This is a genomic window from Polyangium mundeleinium (genome assembly GCF_028369105.1).
GTDB lineage: Bacteria > Myxococcota_A > Polyangia > Polyangiales > Polyangiaceae > Polyangium > Polyangium mundeleinium.
Genome location: NZ_JAQNDO010000001.1, coordinates 3,603,405 through 3,622,402, shown reverse-complemented (window position 1 = coordinate 3,622,402; position 18,998 = coordinate 3,603,405). Strand labels below are relative to the sequence as shown.

General features: G+C 65.4%; 14 protein-coding genes. 5 read left to right on the top strand and 9 right to left on the bottom strand.

From position 1 onward, the window contains the following. The first annotated feature begins 35 nt into the window (after nucleotides 1–35). Nucleotides 36–323, top strand: a complete 288-nt coding sequence (locus tag POL67_RS14480) for an antibiotic biosynthesis monooxygenase family protein (RefSeq protein ID WP_271917939.1) — start codon at nucleotides 36–38, stop codon at nucleotides 321–323. Nucleotides 324–681: 358 nt separating this feature from the next. Here POL67_RS14480 and POL67_RS14475 read toward each other — a convergent pair whose 3' ends face one another. Continuing rightward, nucleotides 682–1,818, bottom strand: coding sequence for a tetratricopeptide repeat protein (locus POL67_RS14475; protein ID WP_271917938.1), 1,137 nt, complete (start codon nucleotides 1,816–1,818; stop codon nucleotides 682–684). A 50-nt stretch (nucleotides 1,819–1,868) separates the two neighbouring features. Here POL67_RS14475 and POL67_RS14470 point away from each other — a divergent pair, with 50 nt between their 5' ends. The 4 genes from POL67_RS14470 to POL67_RS14455 all read left to right on the top strand — a co-directional run bounded on the left by POL67_RS14470 (nucleotide 1,869) and on the right by POL67_RS14455 (nucleotide 5,622). Beyond that, the gene (locus POL67_RS14470) at nucleotides 1,869–2,936 is read left to right on the top strand and encodes a tetratricopeptide repeat protein (RefSeq protein ID WP_271917937.1); all 1,068 of its coding nucleotides are present in this window, start codon (nucleotides 1,869–1,871) and stop codon (nucleotides 2,934–2,936) included. A gap of 38 nt (nucleotides 2,937–2,974) precedes the next feature. Continuing rightward, nucleotides 2,975–3,808 carry an SDR family NAD(P)-dependent oxidoreductase gene (locus POL67_RS14465; RefSeq protein ID WP_271917936.1) on the top strand — a complete coding sequence of 278 codons (834 nt, stop codon included), beginning with the start codon at nucleotides 2,975–2,977 and terminating at the stop codon, nucleotides 3,806–3,808. A 184-nt stretch (nucleotides 3,809–3,992) separates the two neighbouring features. Continuing rightward, complete coding sequence (locus POL67_RS14460; RefSeq protein WP_271917935.1) at nucleotides 3,993–5,042, top strand: glycosyltransferase family 4 protein; 1,050 nt, start codon at nucleotides 3,993–3,995, stop codon at nucleotides 5,040–5,042. A 67-nt stretch (nucleotides 5,043–5,109) separates the two neighbouring features. Beyond that, entirely contained in the window at nucleotides 5,110–5,622 is a 513-nt protein-coding gene (locus tag POL67_RS14455; protein WP_271917934.1) for an AgmX/PglI C-terminal domain-containing protein, read from the top strand. Between the two features lie 624 nt (nucleotides 5,623–6,246). On the opposite strand, the gene POL67_RS54215 is transcribed toward POL67_RS14455, so the two are convergent. From POL67_RS54215 to POL67_RS14425, 8 genes are all read right to left on the bottom strand, one after another. Continuing rightward, nucleotides 6,247–6,771, bottom strand: coding sequence for a transposase (locus POL67_RS54215; protein ID WP_506333366.1), 525 nt, complete (start codon nucleotides 6,769–6,771; stop codon nucleotides 6,247–6,249). 74 nt (nucleotides 6,772–6,845) lie between these two features. Beyond that, nucleotides 6,846–7,292, bottom strand: a complete 447-nt coding sequence (locus POL67_RS14450) for a hypothetical protein (RefSeq protein ID WP_271917933.1) — start codon at nucleotides 7,290–7,292, stop codon at nucleotides 6,846–6,848. Next, on the bottom strand, nucleotides 7,289–7,756 hold the full coding sequence (locus POL67_RS54210; RefSeq protein ID WP_373372358.1) for a nucleotidyltransferase domain-containing protein: 468 nt from the start codon (nucleotides 7,754–7,756) through the stop codon (nucleotides 7,289–7,291). Before POL67_RS54210 ends, POL67_RS14450 begins: the two co-directional genes overlap by 4 nt. 283 nt (nucleotides 7,757–8,039) lie before the next feature. After that, a complete protein-coding gene (locus POL67_RS14445; protein WP_271917932.1) occupies nucleotides 8,040–9,002 on the bottom strand; it encodes a DDE-type integrase/transposase/recombinase in 963 nt (320 codons plus the stop codon). 53 nt (nucleotides 9,003–9,055) lie between these two features. Beyond that, complete coding sequence (locus POL67_RS14440; RefSeq protein ID WP_271917931.1) at nucleotides 9,056–9,379, bottom strand: transposase; 324 nt, start codon at nucleotides 9,377–9,379, stop codon at nucleotides 9,056–9,058. Then, the gene (locus POL67_RS53595) at nucleotides 9,325–11,208 is read right to left on the bottom strand and encodes an RHS repeat domain-containing protein (protein ID WP_271917930.1); all 1,884 of its coding nucleotides are present in this window, start codon (nucleotides 11,206–11,208) and stop codon (nucleotides 9,325–9,327) included. Before POL67_RS53595 ends, POL67_RS14440 begins: the two co-directional genes overlap by 55 nt. A gap of 153 nt (nucleotides 11,209–11,361) precedes the next feature. Then, nucleotides 11,362–11,838: a hypothetical protein gene (locus tag POL67_RS14430; RefSeq protein WP_271917929.1), complete on the bottom strand. Its 477-nt coding sequence runs from the start codon at nucleotides 11,836–11,838 to the stop codon at nucleotides 11,362–11,364. 5 nt (nucleotides 11,839–11,843) lie between these two features. Continuing rightward, nucleotides 11,844–18,992: a SpvB/TcaC N-terminal domain-containing protein gene (locus POL67_RS14425; protein ID WP_271917928.1), complete on the bottom strand. Its 7,149-nt coding sequence runs from the start codon at nucleotides 18,990–18,992 to the stop codon at nucleotides 11,844–11,846. Nucleotides 18,993–18,998: the final 6 nt, after the last annotated feature.

Below are 18,998 nucleotides of genomic sequence, written 5' to 3'. Positions count from 1 at the left end.
CGCGCCACGCGCGCTCTGTCTCGAAGGAGTCACGCATGTACGTCGTGGTCAACACCATCCGGGCCCCCGAGCACGAGCTTTCCCGAATCAAACGGGCCTTCCGCGACACGGCGCACGACCTCGACCAGTTCGAAGGATTCCTAGGCATCGAGCTCTGGCAAGACGAAGGCGCGTTGCTCGCCGTCTCCCGCTGGTCCACACGCGAAGCCTTCCTCGCCTACCCACGCTCCGAGGTGTTCCGCAAACACCACAAAGGCCTCCGCGGCGAAGAAGCCATGACAAAGGCCCAGATCAAGATGTACGAGGCCGAGTCGATCGCCTGAGCGTGCGAGGCTCGCAGAGCGTCGCGCCGGGGCTCTGCCCCGGACCCCGCGGGGGCTATCCGCCCCTCGACCCGGACCAGGCACGGCCTGGACCGAAGGTGGAAGAACTGCGCGATGCGCAGTTCTTCCAACGGGCCGGTGGCAAGACCGCGGAGGTCGTCGCACGCAGCGGCACGTTGCCGGTTGAACCAGCAACGCTGCGGTCTTGGTTGGCAGGGTCGTGTAGGGTCTTGCCAGCGGCTGTTCGATGAACTGCGCAGAGCGCAGTTCATCGACCCCGAGTCCAGCGCTTGCGCTGGTCCGGGTCCAGGGGCGGACAGCCCCGGTGGGGCCTGGGGCAAAGCCCCAGCTCCGCGCCTCACCCCCGCGGGGCGGGCGGCAACGACTTCAGCGTGAGGCGACGGATTTGCTCGAGCACGACGGGATCTTGCGGGCGCACCTCTCGTGCTCGTTCGAAGAGCAGACGTGCGCGCGCGGGTTTTTCTGCTTCGCCTTCCCAGCGTGCGGCGAACTCGATGAGCCGCTCGAAGCGGAGGGTGTCGGTTGGTAGTGCTGCGAGGAGACGCTCCTCGGCGCTCATCACGCCGCGCCAGTCGCGCTCGGATGCGCAGAGCAGGAGGAGGGATTCGAGGGCGGGGATGTGCCCTGGGCGCAGTGCGAGTGCCTTCTCGAAGTCCGAGATTGCGTCTTCGGGTTCGCCGTGCCGCGACCGGAGCTCGCCGATCCGCACGTACATCTCGGCGCGCGCGTGTGGATCGCCGCCGGGCCCGAGCACGGAGAGCGCCTTGCGGAAGGCGGCGATGGCGCCGTTTGGATCGCCTTGGGATGCGAGCAGCTCGCCCTCGACGGTGTACCGCGCGAAGGGAGAGATCTCGCGGCCTGAGATGGGGCTCGAGATCGGCCCGTCTGTCCCGAGGATCGAGCTGCTCCCGCTGCTCGTCGTTGGCATCGGTGGTGGCGGGAGCGAGGCGCCGGGGGGCGCGGAGAGGGGGCGCGCCAGCGGGATCACGCGTGGCATGCTGCCCCAGTCCTCGCTGTCGTTGGTCCATGTGAAATCGACGTCGTCCGGGGGCGGCGGCGGATGGAACGTGCGCGGCGGACGCGGCAGTGCGAGCGAGACTTCGGGCTCGCGGAGGGGTGGCACTGGGCGCAGCGCCTCGGCCGGCGGCGGCGGCACGAGCTGCGCTGCGGGCGGCGGCGGCACGAGCTGCGCTGCGGGTGGCGGCGGCACGAGCTGCGCTGCGGGTGGCGCGGGCGTCGCGCTCCGCGGCAGCACGTCGAGGCGTGGCGCGGGCGCGGGCATCGTGGAGGTCGAGTCGCGCCGCCCCGGCTTGCCTGCGACGAGCTCGAAGCTCACCTTCGCGCGTGCGTGGTGGAGGCACGGCACGGACTCGCGCAGCTTGCTCATGAGCCGATCGAAGAGACCTCGCGAGGTCAAGGTCCGCCCGCTCGGCAGCGCGTCGAGCTCGGCGACGATCGCCTGCGCGAGTGGCAAGCCTGCGGCGTCGGCTGTGCGCGGTCGACGCCGGGATCGTACGGGAATCCGTGCCGGCGGCCCCCCCCGAGGACACGCGCTCCCGCCTCCGCACCGCCGACGTGATCGTGGTGCTCGCGAGCCCCGAAGCCCTCATGCCCGGCTCGAGCGTGGAGGCGACGCTCCGCGAGGGGCTCACGATGGAGCGCGACAAGCGGGCCGTGGTGATCCCGCTCCGCGCTCGTGCCGGCACGCAGGAGCAAGCCGGCCTGCTTTCGGATCGCACCCTCTACCCGCGGGACGGTCGCGCCCTCGACGAGGCCGAGCACCCCGAGGAGACCTTCCGCGAGGCCATCGCCGGCGTGCTCACGGGCGTCACCCTCTGCCACGTGATGGTCGGCGACTACTTGCTCGAAGACGAGCGCGAGGCCGCAGCGGCGGCCGCTTTCCAGCGCGGCATGACGCTCGCCGAGCGCCTCGCCGAGGGCGCGCCCGACGATCAGGATCATCGCTCCCTCGTCGCGCTCACGCGCGACCGGTATGCCGACGCGCTCCTCGCCGCTGGAGACGGCCCGGGTGCGCTCGCGGCGTACAGGGAAGCGCTCGTCGTGCGGGATCGGCTCGCGCGCGACGCGCCGGACGACATCCAACGCCGCCGCGCGCTCGCGCGTTGCCACGAGAGCATCGGCGAGGTGCTACGCGCGATGGGCGAGAAGCCTGAGGCGCTCGCGGCCTACCGCGCCTGCCTCGTGCTCCGCGAGGACCTCGCCGAGGCCACGTACGACGACGAGGCGCGGCGTGACCTCTACGCGACGTACGGCCGCATCGGCCACGTCCTCCGCGCGATGGCGGATCCACGCGGCGCGCTCCAAGCGTTCCGGACGGGCCTCACGCTCGCGGCGCGTCTCGCGTCGGAGCAGCCGGACGTCTCCGAGATCCAGGGGGATCACGCGCTCTTCTGCTTCCGCGCGGCCACGGTGCTCGCGGAGGGGACGTCGGCCGAGCGGCTGGAGGCGCGCTCTCTCTTGCGCCGCGCGCTCGCGATTTACCGTGTCCTCGAAGAACGCGAGTTGCTCACGGAGGCGCAGGCGATCTGGCCGCCGGCGGTCGAAGCGCTCCTCGTCACGCTCGGCACCTGACTTGACGCCCGCCCGGCGGGGCGCTTCCGTCGCTCCCCATGAGCAGCGGGCGTTTTGCAGGCAAGGTTGTCCTCGTGACGGGGGCGGGCAGCGGCATCGGGCGGGCGACGGCGCTCGCGTTCGCCAAGGAGGGCGCAGACCTCGTCGTCTGCGACGTCGACGAGGCGAGGCTCGACGAGGTCGCCTCCGCCGCGCGCGCGCAGGGTCGGAGCGTGCTCGCGCGCAAGGTCGACGTGTCGAGCGCCGCGGCCATGCAGAGCTTCGCGGACGAGGTGCACGCCGTGTTTCCTGCGATCGACGTGCTCGTCAACAACGCCGGCGTCGCGGTCACGGGCGGCCTGCGCGACACCACGCTCGAGGACTGGAGCTGGGTGATGGGCATCAACGTGATGGGCGTCGTGCACGGCTGTCACTTCTTCGTGCCGCGCATGATCGATCGAGGCCGAGGTGGCCACGTCATCAACATCGCCTCGGCCGCGGGCCTCGCGGGCAGCCGCCTGCTCGTCGCGTACTCGACGACGAAGTTCGCTGTCGTCGGCTTCTCCGAGGCGCTGCGCGCGGACCTGCGCCGCCACCGCATCGGCGTCACGGCGATCTGCCCCGGGTTCATCCGGACGAACATCCACGAGGCGAGCCGCCGCCACGGCCGTTTTGCCGAGCCCGCGGCGTTGGAACGCTCGCGCCGCCTCATGGAGCGCGGCGCCTCCCCAGAACTCGTGGCCGCGAAGATCATGAACGCCGTCGAGCACGATCAGGGCCTCGTCCCCGTGACGGCCGAGGCACACCTGATCTATGCGCTCAAACGTTCGGCGCCGGATCTGCTCGCCACGATCTGGCGCCGCGTCGAAGCCTGGCAAGCGCCCGAGCTTTAGTCCCGAGGGGCCTCGCGTCCCCCTCTCGTCCGGGCAGAGCCCGGCCGATTCACCCCCTGGAGGCGAGCTCGCTACACGATCGCGCGGTGCCTCGGGGGACGACGCCTCGCGCATGGCACGGCGCGTGTACCTCATCCTCCCTGCGCGCAAAGGGGGCGGACGCGCGCGGGAGGCACGGTGAGCCATGCGCATCGCGATGATCTCGACCCCATTCATCCGCATGCCGCCCATCGGCTACGGCGGGACCGAGCTCTTCTGTTACGAGCTCGCCGAGGAGCTCGACACGCGCGGCCACGCCGTGACGGTGTTCACGACGGGCGACTCCATCACGAGCTGCCGCAAGCGCGCGCTCTACCACCGCCCCGTCTGGCCCCCCACGGCCGCGGACGAGGTCAACCACGTCGCCTGGGCGCTCGCCGAGATCGCGCGCAGCACCTTCGACGTGGTCCACCTGAACAGCCCGCACGGCGTACCGCTCTCCGGCTTTTTGCGTGTGCCGATCGTGTACACGTTGCACCACCACCGCGAGGAATCGTTCTCGCGGATCTACGCGTCGCACCCGCAGGTCTACCACGTGGCGATCAGCCAGCGTCAGCTCGACCTCGAGGTCCCGCTGGCGCGCGCGCGCGTCATCCACCACGGCCTCTCGCCGAACCGATACCCGCCGAGCCTGCGCGACGACGGCTACCTCGCGCACATCGGGCGTTACTGCGAGGAGAAGGGCACGCACCTCGCGCTCGACCTCGCGCGCCTCGTGGGCATGCCCATCCACCTCGGCGGCCGCACACACCCGCAGGATCGAGCGTTTTGCGAGGAGTACATCGCACCGCGGCTCGATCTCCCGGGCGTCCTCGACCACGGGGAGGTCGACCACGAGCAGAAGATCCGCATCCTCTCGGGCGCGCGTGCGCTCGTTTGTCCTCTCCTGTGGGAGGAGCCGTTTGGCCTCGTCGCCGTCGAGGCCATGCTCTGCGGCACGCCCGTGATCGGCTTTGCGCGCGGCTCCTTCCCGGAGATCGTCGATGAGGGCGTCACCGGCTTCCTGGTCCCCCCGGACGACCTCGACGCCCTCGCCCGCGTCGCCTGCTCGCCCGAACTCGCGCACTTCGACCGGCTCCAGTGTGCGCGCCGCGCCCGCGACCGCTTCACCACTTCGGTCATGGCGAGCGCGTACGAGTCCGTCTACCGCCGCGCCGTCGCGCTCGGACACGCCGCCCGCGCGCGTGTCGCGTGAGCGGTAAGGTTCCAACGGTAACGTTCCCGGTGGACAACGCGCCGCATCTCGACTGAACTCGCACGCCATGCGTTGGTTTGTCACTCCCATCGTTTTCGTCGTCCTCGCGGGCTGCGGGGCGACGCCACCTGCGGGCGGCTCGGGACCCAAGGAGCCCGGTGGTCCTACCGCGACGGCAGGCGAGCAAGGGTCCTCCTCCTCCTCCTCCCCCTCCCCCGAGGGAACGCCGGCCGAGGGCAACCCCAAGGACCCGGACACGTTGCCGCTCTCGGGCACGCTCACCGACGAGCAGATCCAGACGGCGGTCAACGAGAACGTGAAGGCGTTCGACGCTTGTTACACGATCGGCGCGGACAAGGACGGCAAGCTCGCGGGCACGATCACGTTGCAAGCGACGGTCGGTCCGCTCGGCGTGGTGAACGAGGCGAGCGTGAAGAAGTCGACGGTGGGGAACCCGAAGGTCGACGACTGCGTGCGCAAGGCGTTCAAGACGATCAAGTTCCCGCGTCCGGCGGGTGGTGGGACGGTGATGATCACCTACCCGATGACGTTTGGTGGCGAGGTCATCCTCAAGAAGTGACGATGGCCGTGCGGAGGAGCGCGGAGCAGTGCGGGTAGGACCTCCTCGGCGCGGCCGAGGAGGTCGTCGTCGTGGGCGCGCGAGGGTGTTCGAACGGTCGAAGGGTCGCCGGAGACGGTGACGCGTGGGTGTTCGAAGGCTCGAACGGGCGCGTGTCACCGTGACGTGGAGGGGGTCGAACGTTCGGAGACCCGCAGGAGAACGTGACGCGTGGGGGGTCGAACGTTCGAACGGGCGCGTGCGACGGTGACGCGTGGGGGGTCGAACGTTTGGAGACCCGCAGGAGACGGTGACGCGCGGGGGTTCGAAGGCTCGAACGGGCGCGCGTCACGGTGACGCGAGGGGGTTGGGACGTTCGGAGGGGCGGAGACCGCTGCGGACGCGGGAGCGGTCTTCCATGGGGAGGCTGTGTTCTCGCTGGATCTCGCGGTCAGCGGGCGCTTCTGGAGGCTGCCATCGGGCTCTGCTTCGTCGGGGATGGCCGTCGCGTTGTTCACCGAGGCGAGGACGTCGGCGAACGCCAGGCGCATAGCTCTGCGGGCTCGACTCGAAGGCGTACCTGCGGACGCCCATCAGGGCGGCGTTGCGCGGGCAGCGAGTTCCGCTGCCGCACGAGATAGCTGCTCAGGGATAGAGCGAGTCGACGTCGCGTCCTCCGAGCGTCCGCGTCAGAGCATCGGCGCGAAGAGGGCCGGCGTGTGTCCCCCAAATGTGCGAGCCTCTGACGATCGCTGGCTCGCGCGAGCGGTTGCGCGGACGTCTGCGTGGCGCTTGCTGTGGAGCCTGATGCCGCGCGATGGCAGGCCGAACGTGCGGGCCCGCGGCGCCTGCCACGGGGGCGGGACGGCGTCCAGACGGGGGTGGGCGAGGTGATACGTCCGAGCACCGCCATTCGAGCCCGCGCTCGGACTCGATCCCCTCGAAGAACCCGACCAGCAGCATCCGGAAGTAAAGCCCCGGCGGGATCGACGGCCTGCCCGCCGTCCCGTCGGCCTCGAAATACTTCGCGCACGCCGCCTCCATGGCCCGGTCAAACCCGTTCTCACGCAGAAGCTCGTTCAGCTTCTCGTAGAACCGGTGCCCCGGCGACCGCGGCAGCGAAGGCGTCGCCACCCAGAGCGGCGCTTGCTTCTCTCGTGTTCGCCCCATCGACATGACACGGATAAACCTACCATCATCTCACCGTTCTTGTCGATCGTCCTTCGGGATAGGTCCACGGGCTGCTAACGCGTCTCGAACGGTCGCACATGGTATGCGGTGGCGTCGATGGCAACAACAGACGCCTCCACCTTCAAAGACTTGTACGCGTCAATCACATACTCGCAGACTTCAACCGCATTGGTGCCGAAGCACACTCGCAGGAGGTCGTTCCATAAGTAATCTCTCATGAGGCCCGACAGCGTTGCTGGAGTGCTGTCGAGTAGCCCGGCGAGACTTGGATGCATGACGCAGGCTCGCTCGTCGTCGTCGGCATCACCCACCAATCGGATGTCCTCATTCAATGCCTTACCGAGAGCGGCATAGGCCGAGGACAGGAGCGCAACAAACTCAGCACGGTCGAACACAAGCGTTACATCGTGCAGCAGGGGCGCTGGCACTCCGCCGGTTCCCATCTCGCGGACAGTCAGGGATGTCGACTCGACCGGGTGACCATCCAAAATGCAAATCATTGTGGTACTCCTGGGCGATAGATGAGGATCTGACCATCGGGCGTCGCAGTAATCGAACCCGAAGGGAGAAAAGGCTCGCCGGCGCGAGGATCGGTCGGGGCGCGAACCCCGCTCCTCTGAAAGAATTCTTCTGGGCTCCTAATCGTCGGTATGTGGTCTGTGGATTTCCCTGGCACGATTTGTATTCTCTCCTCTGGGCTTAGCGGACCGGCTTTCCGAATATTTTTAAGAGCACGCTGTGCTTGGCGTTCCGTTAATGATCCAAATCCAATGTCGATATCCGAGGTCGGCTTAAAATCGCCCCGAACTCTGCTCCCTCCAAACACGACGCGGGATTCTCGACTGAATCCCTGGTCCAACGCAACTTGTGCCTGCGCTTCCGTAAGCCCGGGAATCCGTTTTGTTAGCTCAACAATCTGTTCCTCGCGAGTTAGGTCGTTGAGGATGATAACATCATCCGGCATGGCATGCTTTACTGTACTGGTTCCCCGTGAACAGGACGCGGTCCCGGTATAGTAAAGTAAAACCTCTCCAAGGCAAGTCACAAGCGGCCTGAATTCGCGAGGCCCACGCGCCACCGAGAGTGCCACCGTGCTCGCGTTGGGCAACTCGCGTCCTCGCCATCCTCGCCGGGTTTGGCTTCCAGGCGGCCGCGGTTGCTGCCCGGCGCAGCCCCGAGCATCTCGCCGCGGCTGCGGGTGGCTCCGGGCGCGAGATTGCCCTTTGCTGCGCGCGGCGGCTCCGCGATTATGCGGGCGATGGGCAGACGGAGCCTCTGGCGGGGGCTCGGTGCTCCGGATGCGCAGCCGCCCTCGCTGCCAGGCGACGCTGCCGCCGCGCCTCACGAGCTGCCTCGAGCTTCGTGTCACGTGCGGCCCAGATGATATCGGCTCGGCCCGCGAGCGCGTCGTTCGGTGTGATGTACCCGATGGCGCTGTGCAAGCGCACGCCGTTGTAATGGTCGACGAAGCGCCCGACGATGCGGCGGGCATCCGCGAGCGATGACGGCGGCGTCACCCGAATCGCGTCGCTCTTCAGCGTCCTGTGCCAGCGCTCGATCTTGCCATTCGACTGGGGGTAGTTGACCGAGATGCGCACGTGCGTCATGCCCGCGATTCGGATGAACTCCTTGAAGTCCTTCGCGATGAACTGCGGGCCGTTGTCCGAGATGATGCGTGGCCTTTCGTCAGGGTACTTCTCGCGCGCACGCTGTGCGATGCACTCGACATCCAACTCGGTCATCGCTTCGCGAATCTCCCAATGGACGATCGCGCGGCTGGCGCCGTCGAGCAGCGAGCACAGGTAATAGAACGTGCCAGCTACGTTCAGGTAGGCGATATCGATGTGCCAGTGCTCGTGCGGCCTGAGCGGCTGCACGAAGCCGGTGCCCTTCTTCGACGCGCCCCGCTTCCAGCGGTCGAGGCGGCCTGCCGCCGACAGCACCCGATAGGTGGTCGAAGGACTGACGGCGACGACGTCCTGGTCCAGCATCATGAACGTCAATCGGCGATAGCCCTCGAGCGGGTTCTTTGCGTGGAAGTCGAGCACCTTCTGCCGCTCCTCGGGCCCGATCCAGAAGTCGCGTGGCACATCTGCATTGTGCTCGTTCGCCTTACCGTAGCGCTTCTTCCAGTCGAAGAACTTGCTGCGCGCGACGCCGAGCCAGCGAATGAAGCTCTCCCCGATGATATTCGTCTTGTCGGCCCACACGCGGACGAAGTCGACGACCTCGTCACGCGTGTCGTGGGGAACCCACCGGCCGGTCAGGGCTCCCCAAGTTCTTTTTTCAGCTTGACGTATTCCTCGGAGATCTCCGCGATCACCGCGTCCTTCTTCGAGAGCTTGGCCTCCAGCTGCGCGACGCGCGCTTCGAGCTCACGCTCGCGTGCCGAGGGCTTGTCCTTCGGCGGCCCATCGAACACGACGGCCGCGTTCTCGAACAGCTGCCGCTGCCAGGTGTAGAAGAGGCTCGGCTGCAGCTTCGTCTCGTCGCAAAGGCTCGAAACGGGCACCTTCTCCACGTGGTGGCGCTTCAGCAGCGCGGCCTTCTGCTCGCTCGTGTGGTTTCTTCGGATTCGCTTCGGCATGAACGGTTTGTCCTCGACCGTGTAGCACGGCGGTCAGGTTTGTCCCGTTCCGAGGGAGGCAGAACAGCCCCACCATCTAAACGAGGCTTGGGGATTGGCTGGAGCTTCGGCGTAAGTGAGCCACCAACCCGCACCTGGCGTTTGGACCATCCGACCCGGAAATTTCCTGGAGCTGTGGTCCCCATCGACATCTGAGTGACTTCATCGGGTTTGCTAAATAAACTCACCCCCGTGGTTCCCGACGGATCGTGGAGCCCTATTGGGTCGCTGCGCACATATTGGTACAGGCAAACGCCATCCACCATCCCCGCTGGATCCGCGCTCGTCCATCGTCCCAACCACGGCACGTAGTACCTCGCCCCGTGGTAATACAGCCCTGTCTCCTCATCCCGCTCCTTGCCCGTATACCTATACCTCTTCGCGCTGGCCTCCACCCCGCTCGCAGCTGCGTGGTAGGCCGTCGTCCCATAAGGATGATATTCCTCATAACTGATGACGAGCCCATCCCCATCCAGCTCCAGCGCCGCCGACCTGAGGTGATTCCCAAGCTGATACCGCACCCGCGACGTCACCAGGAGGCTCGAATCCGACGTATCGACCGTCTTGGTCTCCACCATCGCGATCCGCCGCGCATCATCCATCACATGGAGCGTCTCCCGCTCCATCACGACATCCCCGAGTTCATGCCGTCGGTAGAGCTCGAAACCCCCGAGGTAGATCCGCTCCTCGACAATCCCGCTATGCTCCCAGACCTTCCGCACGCGCTGCCCACCCGCGTCGTACGTAAAGTAGACCGTCCCCCCGCCCCCCTTGTCGACTTCGCGCTTCTGATCCTTGAAATCCCATGCGATGCCATCGAGATGCGGCATCGTGATCATGCTCCCGTGCTCGTCGTAGGTATACGTCGCTGAATACTGCCCCAGCGCATCCCCCGGCAAGCTCGTCCCGAGCAGCCGATTGCTCGTCTCCGCGATATCGTACCGCCGCGTCCAGCTCCCCGTGCTGCCCTGCGCGGCATGAATCATCTTCAAGATGTTGCCGACAGCATCGTACTCGAAGCTCTCCGCGTAGTTCCGCATCGCCTGCGGATCATTCGGGTTCGCCGCATTCACCAGTGGAAACCCATTCGCATCCTGCTGGATATCCGCATTCTGCCCCGAATGCTCACGCCCCGTCGCCTCGATCAGCCGGTAGATCGCATCGTACTCGTACTTCCAGACCGGCTCGACCAGCTCGTTGTTGTGGTAGAGCTCCTCCTGCGCCAAGTCGGCAATCTCGACGATGTTGCCTACCGGATCATACGTGTATCGCAGGTCCTGCAGCAGCTCACTGTCCGAGATCCGCGTCGTCTTGAGCCGCGTCAGCCTGTAGGTCAACGGATCGTAGCTGTACTCCGTGACCACCCCGTTCCCGTAGACGATCTTCTCTCGCTGCCCCTTCGCATCGTAATCGATGTCATCAACAAACGTCGTCCAGCTACTCGCGCCCCGAATCCGCGCCTCGACCTTCTCGAGCAGACTCGCCTCGTTGTACGTCGGCTTGACCTCGCTGTGGTCCGGTGTGGTCAGGCTCGTCGGCCGATTCAGCGCATCATACGCCATCGTCTGCGTGAACACCTCCGTCTCGAGCGCCACCGTCCCCGACCAATCGATCTGCGTCGAATAGTTCTGCGCGAGCTGCCGCTGGCTCTCCAGCAAGTTCCCCTTGAAATCATACTCGACCGAGGTGACCACCCCGGCCCCATCCTTCACCTGATACACTTTCCCCCGCAGATTCGCGTCCTCCGGATCCGTCTGCCCCTCGCCATACACCGTCACCTCGGCGAGCACCTCCGGATCCGACCCCTTCTGCACCCACAGCCCCGTCCGCCGATTCAGCGCGTCGTACACCGAGCGCACCACGTGCCCCCGGCCATCCCACCCCCGAATCGGGCATTACGGCCGGCGTGTCGGCGTGCTCCTCCGTCAGTTCCGCCGCCCGCTCTACGGGGTTTTACCCTTCCGAACCTTTCGCGCAGCGAACAACTCTTCGATACTCGGCCTGGCCAGTGGATGGTACGGTTGATCCCATCTGGGATTCACAGCATCGATCGCGGATTTGCTGATGCTGCTTATGTTGAGACGCTTGCAATGGATCACCATGTCGGGAGAAGGCCGAATGCCACGGAGTTCGAACACATAAGCAGTCTTGGTCTTCTTGACTAAGTAATCCATGAACATCAGTTGACAGTGTTGTTCCGGCTTGTCTAGCTCGACACCGAGGTGGTTCGACCGCCAAGTGAATGACTCAACGTCACAGAAGTCGACCTGATACAACTGGAACCATCCATCCTCGCCAAGTGGCATGACTCGAGCGACTGCTACGATGCGGATGAATTTATCCCACCTAGAGAAGTCGATGTCGACAACCTCCGTCTCGTGAAAGATTCGCTTGAACAAGTCAATGGATTCGTCCGCCATAGCTCTCATCCTCCTGGTATGTGTTTTCCGCCCATGGGCGGGTGCGGGCCGGTCGCGGGGCGACCGCTTCGGTCCAAGAACTCCCCTGCCTTGTTTTGTATCGTCCAGTGTGGTTTCTGCGCGGCAGTGAGTGCCTTGCCTGAGTCGTAGGTCACTACGGCGCCGGTCTTCGGGTTGGTAAAAACCTTTCGCCCCGTCGCCGTCGTCCTCTCTAGCGCAAATCCGTGCTGTTCGAGCAGTTTCCGACCTGCATTATACGACTTGCCCGCAAGGTCAACCCCTCGTAGACCAAGTTCCGCTAGCCGACCTGTGGCTTGCTGCTTCATTGCTCCAGGCCCGCGCGGTACAGTCGGTGACGACGCTGGAGGTGACCCCTTGGCGGGTTTGCTTCCTACCTTTGCCTCATCAGCTAATGCAGGTTTGCTTCCTACCTTCTCACCATGCGCAACTTGCGCCGGTCGCTGCGTCGTTGGTTTAGGCCGGGCTGTTGTTGCGACTGGTCGAGTGGCCGGTGGCGCAGCTTGCGATAATGGCGGAATAGGCTTCGGACTAGGCAGTGGTGTAGTCTTTGCAATCCCAGGAGGAGGCGCTGGTGTGGCCTTTAGCGTAGCAGGAGGTACGGTCGGCGGTGGCTCCGCGACCGGCGTAGTCGGAGGCGTGGCGGGCGAAGGCTTGGTTGGTCCCAATCTTCCCATGGCTGGCGCCGACAGGGAGGCCGCATTCATGTGTCCGGCAACATCATCGGAACTCTGTATTTGCGTAGTAGCGGCTAGGCCAGCAGCGAGCCAAGCCCAGGCCGGAACCAAGGTCGCGGCTGCGACCGTCGCAGGGGCAACGACACCACCGTAGAATAGATTTTCGCCCAGATTGCCGCCCTGCCGAAGGACCCACGATTCAGCCTCATCAAGGGACTTCTGCCAGAACCCAGTTTCTTCAGTCCCCTTCGGATCCCATGAACCAACCGGCCTTCCCCTCACATACGTATACACCCCCGCCCCATCCACCAACCCCGCCGGATCCGCACTCGTCCACCTTCCCAACCACGGCGCATAATACCTCGCCCCGTGGTAATAAAGCCCGGTTTCCTCATCCCGCTCCTTCCCCGTGTACCGATACCGCTTCGCGCTCAGCTCGACGCTATCGTCCACGGCCCGGTAGGCGCTCGTCCCATAGGGATGGTACTCCTCGTAGCTGATGATGGCCCCCTCGTCGTCCAGCTCCAGCGCCGCCGACCCAAGGTGGTTCCCGAGCTGATACCTCACTCGTGCCGTCGGCGTAAAGGGCGCGGCGCTCTCGTCGATGGTCTTCGTCTCCACCATCGCAATACGCCGCGCATCATCCATCACGTGGAGCGTCTCCCGCTCCAGCACCACATCCCCCAGCTCCCGCCGCCGGTACACCTCGAACCCCCCGAGGTAAATCCGCTCCTCGACGATCCCGCTATGCTCCCAGACCTTCCGCACCCGCTGTCCACCAGCGTCGTACGTGAAGTAGACCGTCCCCCCGCCCCCCTTGTCGACCTCGCGCTTTTGGTCCTTGAAATCCCACTCGATGCCATCCAGATGCGGCATCGACGTCATGCTCCCGTGCTCGTCGTACGTATACGTCGCCGAAAACTCGGTCTCGTCGTCCCCGGGCAAGCTCGTCCCGAGCAACCGATTGCTCGTCTCCGCGATATCGTACCGCCGCGTCCAGCTCCCCGTGCTGCCCTGCGCAGCATGGATCATCTTCAAGATGTTGCCGACCGCATCGTACTCGAAGCTCTCCTCATAGTTCCGCATCGCCTGCGGGTCATTCGGGTTCGCCGCACTCACCAGCGGAAACCCATTTGCATCCTGCTGGATGTCCGCATTCTGCCCCGAATGTTCCCGCCCCGTCGCCTCGATCAGCCGGTAGATCGCATCGTACTCGTACTTCCAGACCGGCTCGACCAGATCGCTATTGTGGTAGAGCTCCTCCTGCGCCAGGTCGGCAATCTCGACGATGTTGCCTACCGGATCGTACGTGTATCGCAAATCCTGCAACAGCTCACTGTCCGAGGTCCGCGTCGTCTTGAGCCGCGTCAGCCGGTAGGTCAGCGGGTCGTAACTGTACTCCGTGACCACCCCGTTCCCGTAAACGATCTTCTCCCGCTGTCCCTTCACATCGTAATCGATGTCATCGACGAACGTCGTCCAGGTGCTCGCGCCCCGAATCCGCACCTCGACCGCCTCCAGCAGGCTCGCCTCGTTGTACGTCGGCTTGATCTCGCTCTGGTCCGGCATCGTCATGCTCGTCGGCCGATTCAGCGCATCGTACGCCGTCGTCTGCGTGAACACCTCCGTCTCGAGCGCCACCGAACCCGACCAATCGAGCTGCGTCGTATAGTTCTGCGCGAGCCGTCGCTGGCTCTCCAGCAAATTCCCCTTGAAATCATACTCGACCGAGGTGGCCACCCCGGCCCCATCCTTCACCTGATACGCCTTCCCACGCAGATTCGCGCCCTCCGGATCCGTCTGCCCCTCGCCATACACCGTCACCTCGGCGAGCACCTCCGGATCCGACCCCTTCTGCACCCACAGCCCCGTCCGCCGATTCAACGCATCGTACACCGAGCGCACCACATGCCACCGGCCGTCCCACCCCCGAATCGGGTTCCCGAGCACATTCGCCAGCGTCCACCGCTCTCCGGAATCGCAGCTCTTCTGGTACAGCGTCCGCCCGAGCATGTCGAAGACATACTCCATCGCCGTATTCCCACGAGCATCGACAATCGCCCGCGGATTCCCCTCGATATCGAGCACCGCCTTCGTCGTGTACACCCCTGCGGCCTTGTTGTCCTCGACCCCGCGCACCGGCCTACCCAGCACGTCGAAATGCACCAAAGCCGGCGTCTCCGCATGCTCCTCGGTCAGCTCCGCCGCCCGCTGCTCCTGCGCGGAAGGCGTCGGCGTCGCGCTCGGCTGCCTCGCGGCATACCAGGGATTGCCCGTCTCGAGCACCGTATCGTTCCCGTCCCAGCTCGCTTGCTGCCAGGGCGTGAACGTCACACGCGAATGCGTCCCGTTCGGCAGGTCCGTTCGGATGAGCCGGCCGAGCGGGTCGTAACGCAGGATCGGCGTCACGCCCCACTCGACGAGCTCCTGTTCGTCCTCGTATTCGTGGGTGGCCGTGAAGAACGGCTCGTACTGCTTGACGGGATTGCCCTTGTTGTCAATGACCACGCGCCCCGTGCCCACCCATCGCGGCGAGGCGGTAGCCAACACTACCTCGCTGTTCTCGTCCTTGACAAGCCCCCCGTTCTCGTCCCGCACAGGCGCCGGACCGGGCTCGGCCTGCACCTTCTTCAGGATCTCACGCCCGAGTCCGTCGAGATACGTGTAGCTATGCTGCCACGGCGTCAGCGCATCCCCGTGCCGCTCGCGCGCGGCCGCATGCACGACGTTGGGTTTGCCCGTCGTGCGCCAAACGTCGAGATCGTGCTCGAACGTCGTGGTGGGCTCCTCCAGTGTGTCCCCGTCGCTCGAGCCGACCTTGCCCATCATGGCCGTCGCCACGACCATCCCTAGCTCGTCGAGCTTCACAGCGCTGCGATTGCCATTCGGGTCGGTAACGAGCGTGGGCCCTAGGACACGGTAATCGTTTGTCGCGGTGACCGTATTGCCAAGCGGGTCCTCGGCGGACGTCACGAGCAAGTCGTGGGGGTCGTACGTGATGCTCGTGGAATTGCTGAGCGGATCCAGGATCTCGACCGGCAAGTAGAACTTGTCCGGATCGAATACCTGGCGGCCGGTTCGCACCCAATAGTCGTCGTTCTCCTCGATGTACCCGCCCCCGGTGAGCATGGTCGAGGTCACGCGCGTGCCATAGGCCGCGGTCAAGAGCCCGGGGGTGAAAGCAAGCGCATACGTCTCGTAAGGCAACGCGAGCGCGTCGATGGTGCCGAATGGCAGCGCTGCGGGGGAAGACCCGGACAGCGTCGTGCTGTCGTAATAAACCTGCCGCACCCGCTCGACCAGGCGCTTTTGCATTGCGGTCCCGTTGGGCGTCGCCTCGTAGGAGATCGCGCCGGCGGCGTTCACATCGATGAGCACGTCGTCGAACAAAAACAACGTGCTCCGTGTCGTGGAGAGCCCCGTGAGCTCGTACGTTCGCGTCTCCTTGGGCACTCCGAGGCGGTACCAGCTCGCCTCCCCATCCTCGTTGACCACGTCGCTCTCGGTCAGGGTGGCCAAAAGCCCCTGTTCGGGCATGTCCTCCGGAATGTTCCGCCGCGCGTACGCGATGCTTACCGAGCGCTCCACGTGGCCGAAGGGATCGACCGAGAGCGCAACCGTATGCACCATGCGCGGGTCATCTGGATCGCGCTCGTACTGAACCTCGACGGTCTCGCGAGCGTACGCGAAAAACGACCCATACGTCTTGGCAGTCGAGGGCTGCACGCGCACGATGGCGGGGCAAGCCTCGGTCACGACATACGGATGCGATTCCGCCTCCGAACCATCGAGTGCATACACCTCGGTTCGGAGCACCTGCCCCTTGAGCGCCCGGCACGCCTCGCGGAGATCCCTCGGCGACAACCCCGCCTCCAGCACGGCGTCGGGCAACTCCGGCCTCGACTCGTCACCCGCGTAATACTCCTTCTCGAACTGCTTCGCGATCCGACTTCTGTCGAGGAACGCGCCCGTGTGGAACCACGTCTTCGTGAGCACCGGCGGCAGATGGAACTCCTCCTCCGTTGGCGGAGCCTCCGCGAAGAGCCCTTTTCCGCGCTCGGCCGAGAACGACTCCGCGTCGTATTGCTCCACGAGGCCAAACCCCCGGAACTCCCGCTCTGCCCCATCGTAGTACCCGTGATGATACTTGTACGTACTGACGAACCGCGCCTTGCTGATCGCGTCGAACGTCTCCACGCGCGTAAGCACGTGCACGGGGAACGAGAGCCGCGTCACCCACGGCTTTCCAGCCTTCAGGTCCTCCAGGTAAAACCTCGTCGAGGGCGCATACTCGAGCTTCGTCTCAGCCCCGAGGTTGTTCTTGACCGACGTGAGAAGGTACGGCTTCTTGCTGCCCAAAAGATCGATATACCGCATCGGCGGCTTCGCCACGCCCCGCCAAGGTGACGACCACACGAGGCACGCCGTCCCGGACCCGAGCAGATCGACCACGCCCACGGTGGACAAGGAATCGGCCGTCGGGAACCCCGGCATTCGCACCGGCTCGCTCCAGCCATTCCCCGCCTGGTTGAACACGATGACCGCCCCTTCACCGGCCACGTACACGATGTCCGTGGTCCCCGTCCCGTCGATATCCCCGAGGCGAATCCGGCGCGGATCGAACGTGTGCGAATCATCCAACTGCGGCGCCTTGCTCATCTGCACCTTGGCGCCGAACCGCCCTCGCCCGAGGTTCGGCCAATAGCAGATGCTTCCATTGCGGACGCGCACGATATCAGGCAAACCGTCCCCGCTCATGTCCGCCACGAAGATCGCCTGCGTCATGTCCGCGAAGACGAGCGTCGGGCTCTTGTCCTCGTCGTAGGTTTTCGGCAGAACCCGCGGTGGCCCCCAGCCGCCTTTGCCGAGCGACGGGTACCAGAGCTGCACATGATCGGTCGCGACCAGAAGATCGTCGAGCCCATCGCCGGAAAGGTCGATGAACCGGACCCGCGGGTCATTCCAGTTGACGTTCGGCTGCGAAGGAAACGGCACGAAGGGCCCCCAGCCCCCCTCCGGCGTCCGCTCGTGATAACCCGACGTTCCCTCCGATGTGAGTTCCACAAGGCATTGCCGCCCCTCGCTCCCGACGTCGAGGAGCTGCGCTCCGCCGCCCGACGCCATGGCCGGCTGGCTCGCGAGCAAGCGTGCGGGCGCAAGGTGCCCATCACCGAGGTTTTGCTTGTAGTAAAATGCCCCCTGCTGCTCGCAAAGCACGCCGGGAATACCCTCGCCGTCGAGATCGACCCATCGTGCGGTTTGTCCGTCGACGCCCCCAGGTAGATCTTCGAGGCTTCGTGGATCGAGCAGCTTGACGGCGGTCTGAAGCTCGGGCAACGAATACCCGAGCTCGAGCGGCGGCAGGGATTTCTTGGAGTACCCGCTCTCCGTCTTGATGTACCCCAACTGCGCGACCGAAATAAGCCGGGTGAGCGCCGGTCCTTCGGCATACGTGAAGTCTGTGGACCGCACGAGCACGGGATTCTCGCCGAGCTCGGGGAAGTGGTGAAACATCAGCACGCGCCGGCAGAGGCGATACGTGCGGATCTCGAACGTCGAGCGGTAGCTCGAGAACGGATCCTGCCGGCAGGGCCAGGTGTTCTCCTCTGCCGGCGTCGGTGCTGCTGCGCCGTGCTCGCCGTAATCGAAGACGACTTCGAACAGGAAGCCCTGCGCCTGGAAGGGCACCGTATTCCCATACCGGATCCGCTTCAAGTAGCGGTTCACGACCGGCGCGTCGCCGGAAAACCGCTGCCTCTCGTAGACGGCCTTCGGCACATTCGAGAGGTCCTCGGCCTTGTAGTTGTAGACGATGACATTCCCGAGCGTGTCCTCGGTGCGCTCGAGCAGCCAAGAATAAACCTTGGTCGGGGCCGCAAGGCTCGCGATACGAGCCCCCGCGGACTGGCCATAGATGCTCGTGACGTTGTCCTTGGTCGTGGCGCGCCAGTAAACGCTGCCGTCCCCCTTCTCCGTGACGCGCTCGATGCGCGCGAAGAGGCCCTCCACCCGGGGGCGATACCGCTCGATGCGCTCGACGGCGTCGTCCTTCGGGATGTCGCGCACCCAGTTGCCTTCCTCCTCCTCATCGAGCTTCGGCACGAGGTCTTCCGCGCCCGACAAGATGAACACGTCGGATTCGCGGAAGTCCTCGTACTCGGGCAAACCACGCTCGGTCTTGCGAGAGATCGAGGGCACGGAGAGCCCAAAGCCCACACCAAAGGGCCCATTGCCACCGCCGGAATCGTACGCGACGGCGAGCTCGGGCCCGAACCCGCCGCGGCCTGGCGATACCGCAATCGGGACCGTGAGGGATCCCGTGCCGCTCACCAAGCTCGCGGCGAACTTCTCGCCGAGCCCACGAACCGCGCCGCCCCCCTTCGGAAGCGACGGGCTCGGGGCCTTGACCGCCTCGGGCGCGGTCGTCTTGGGCTTCGGTGCAAAACCTTTGTGCTCCATGGCGTG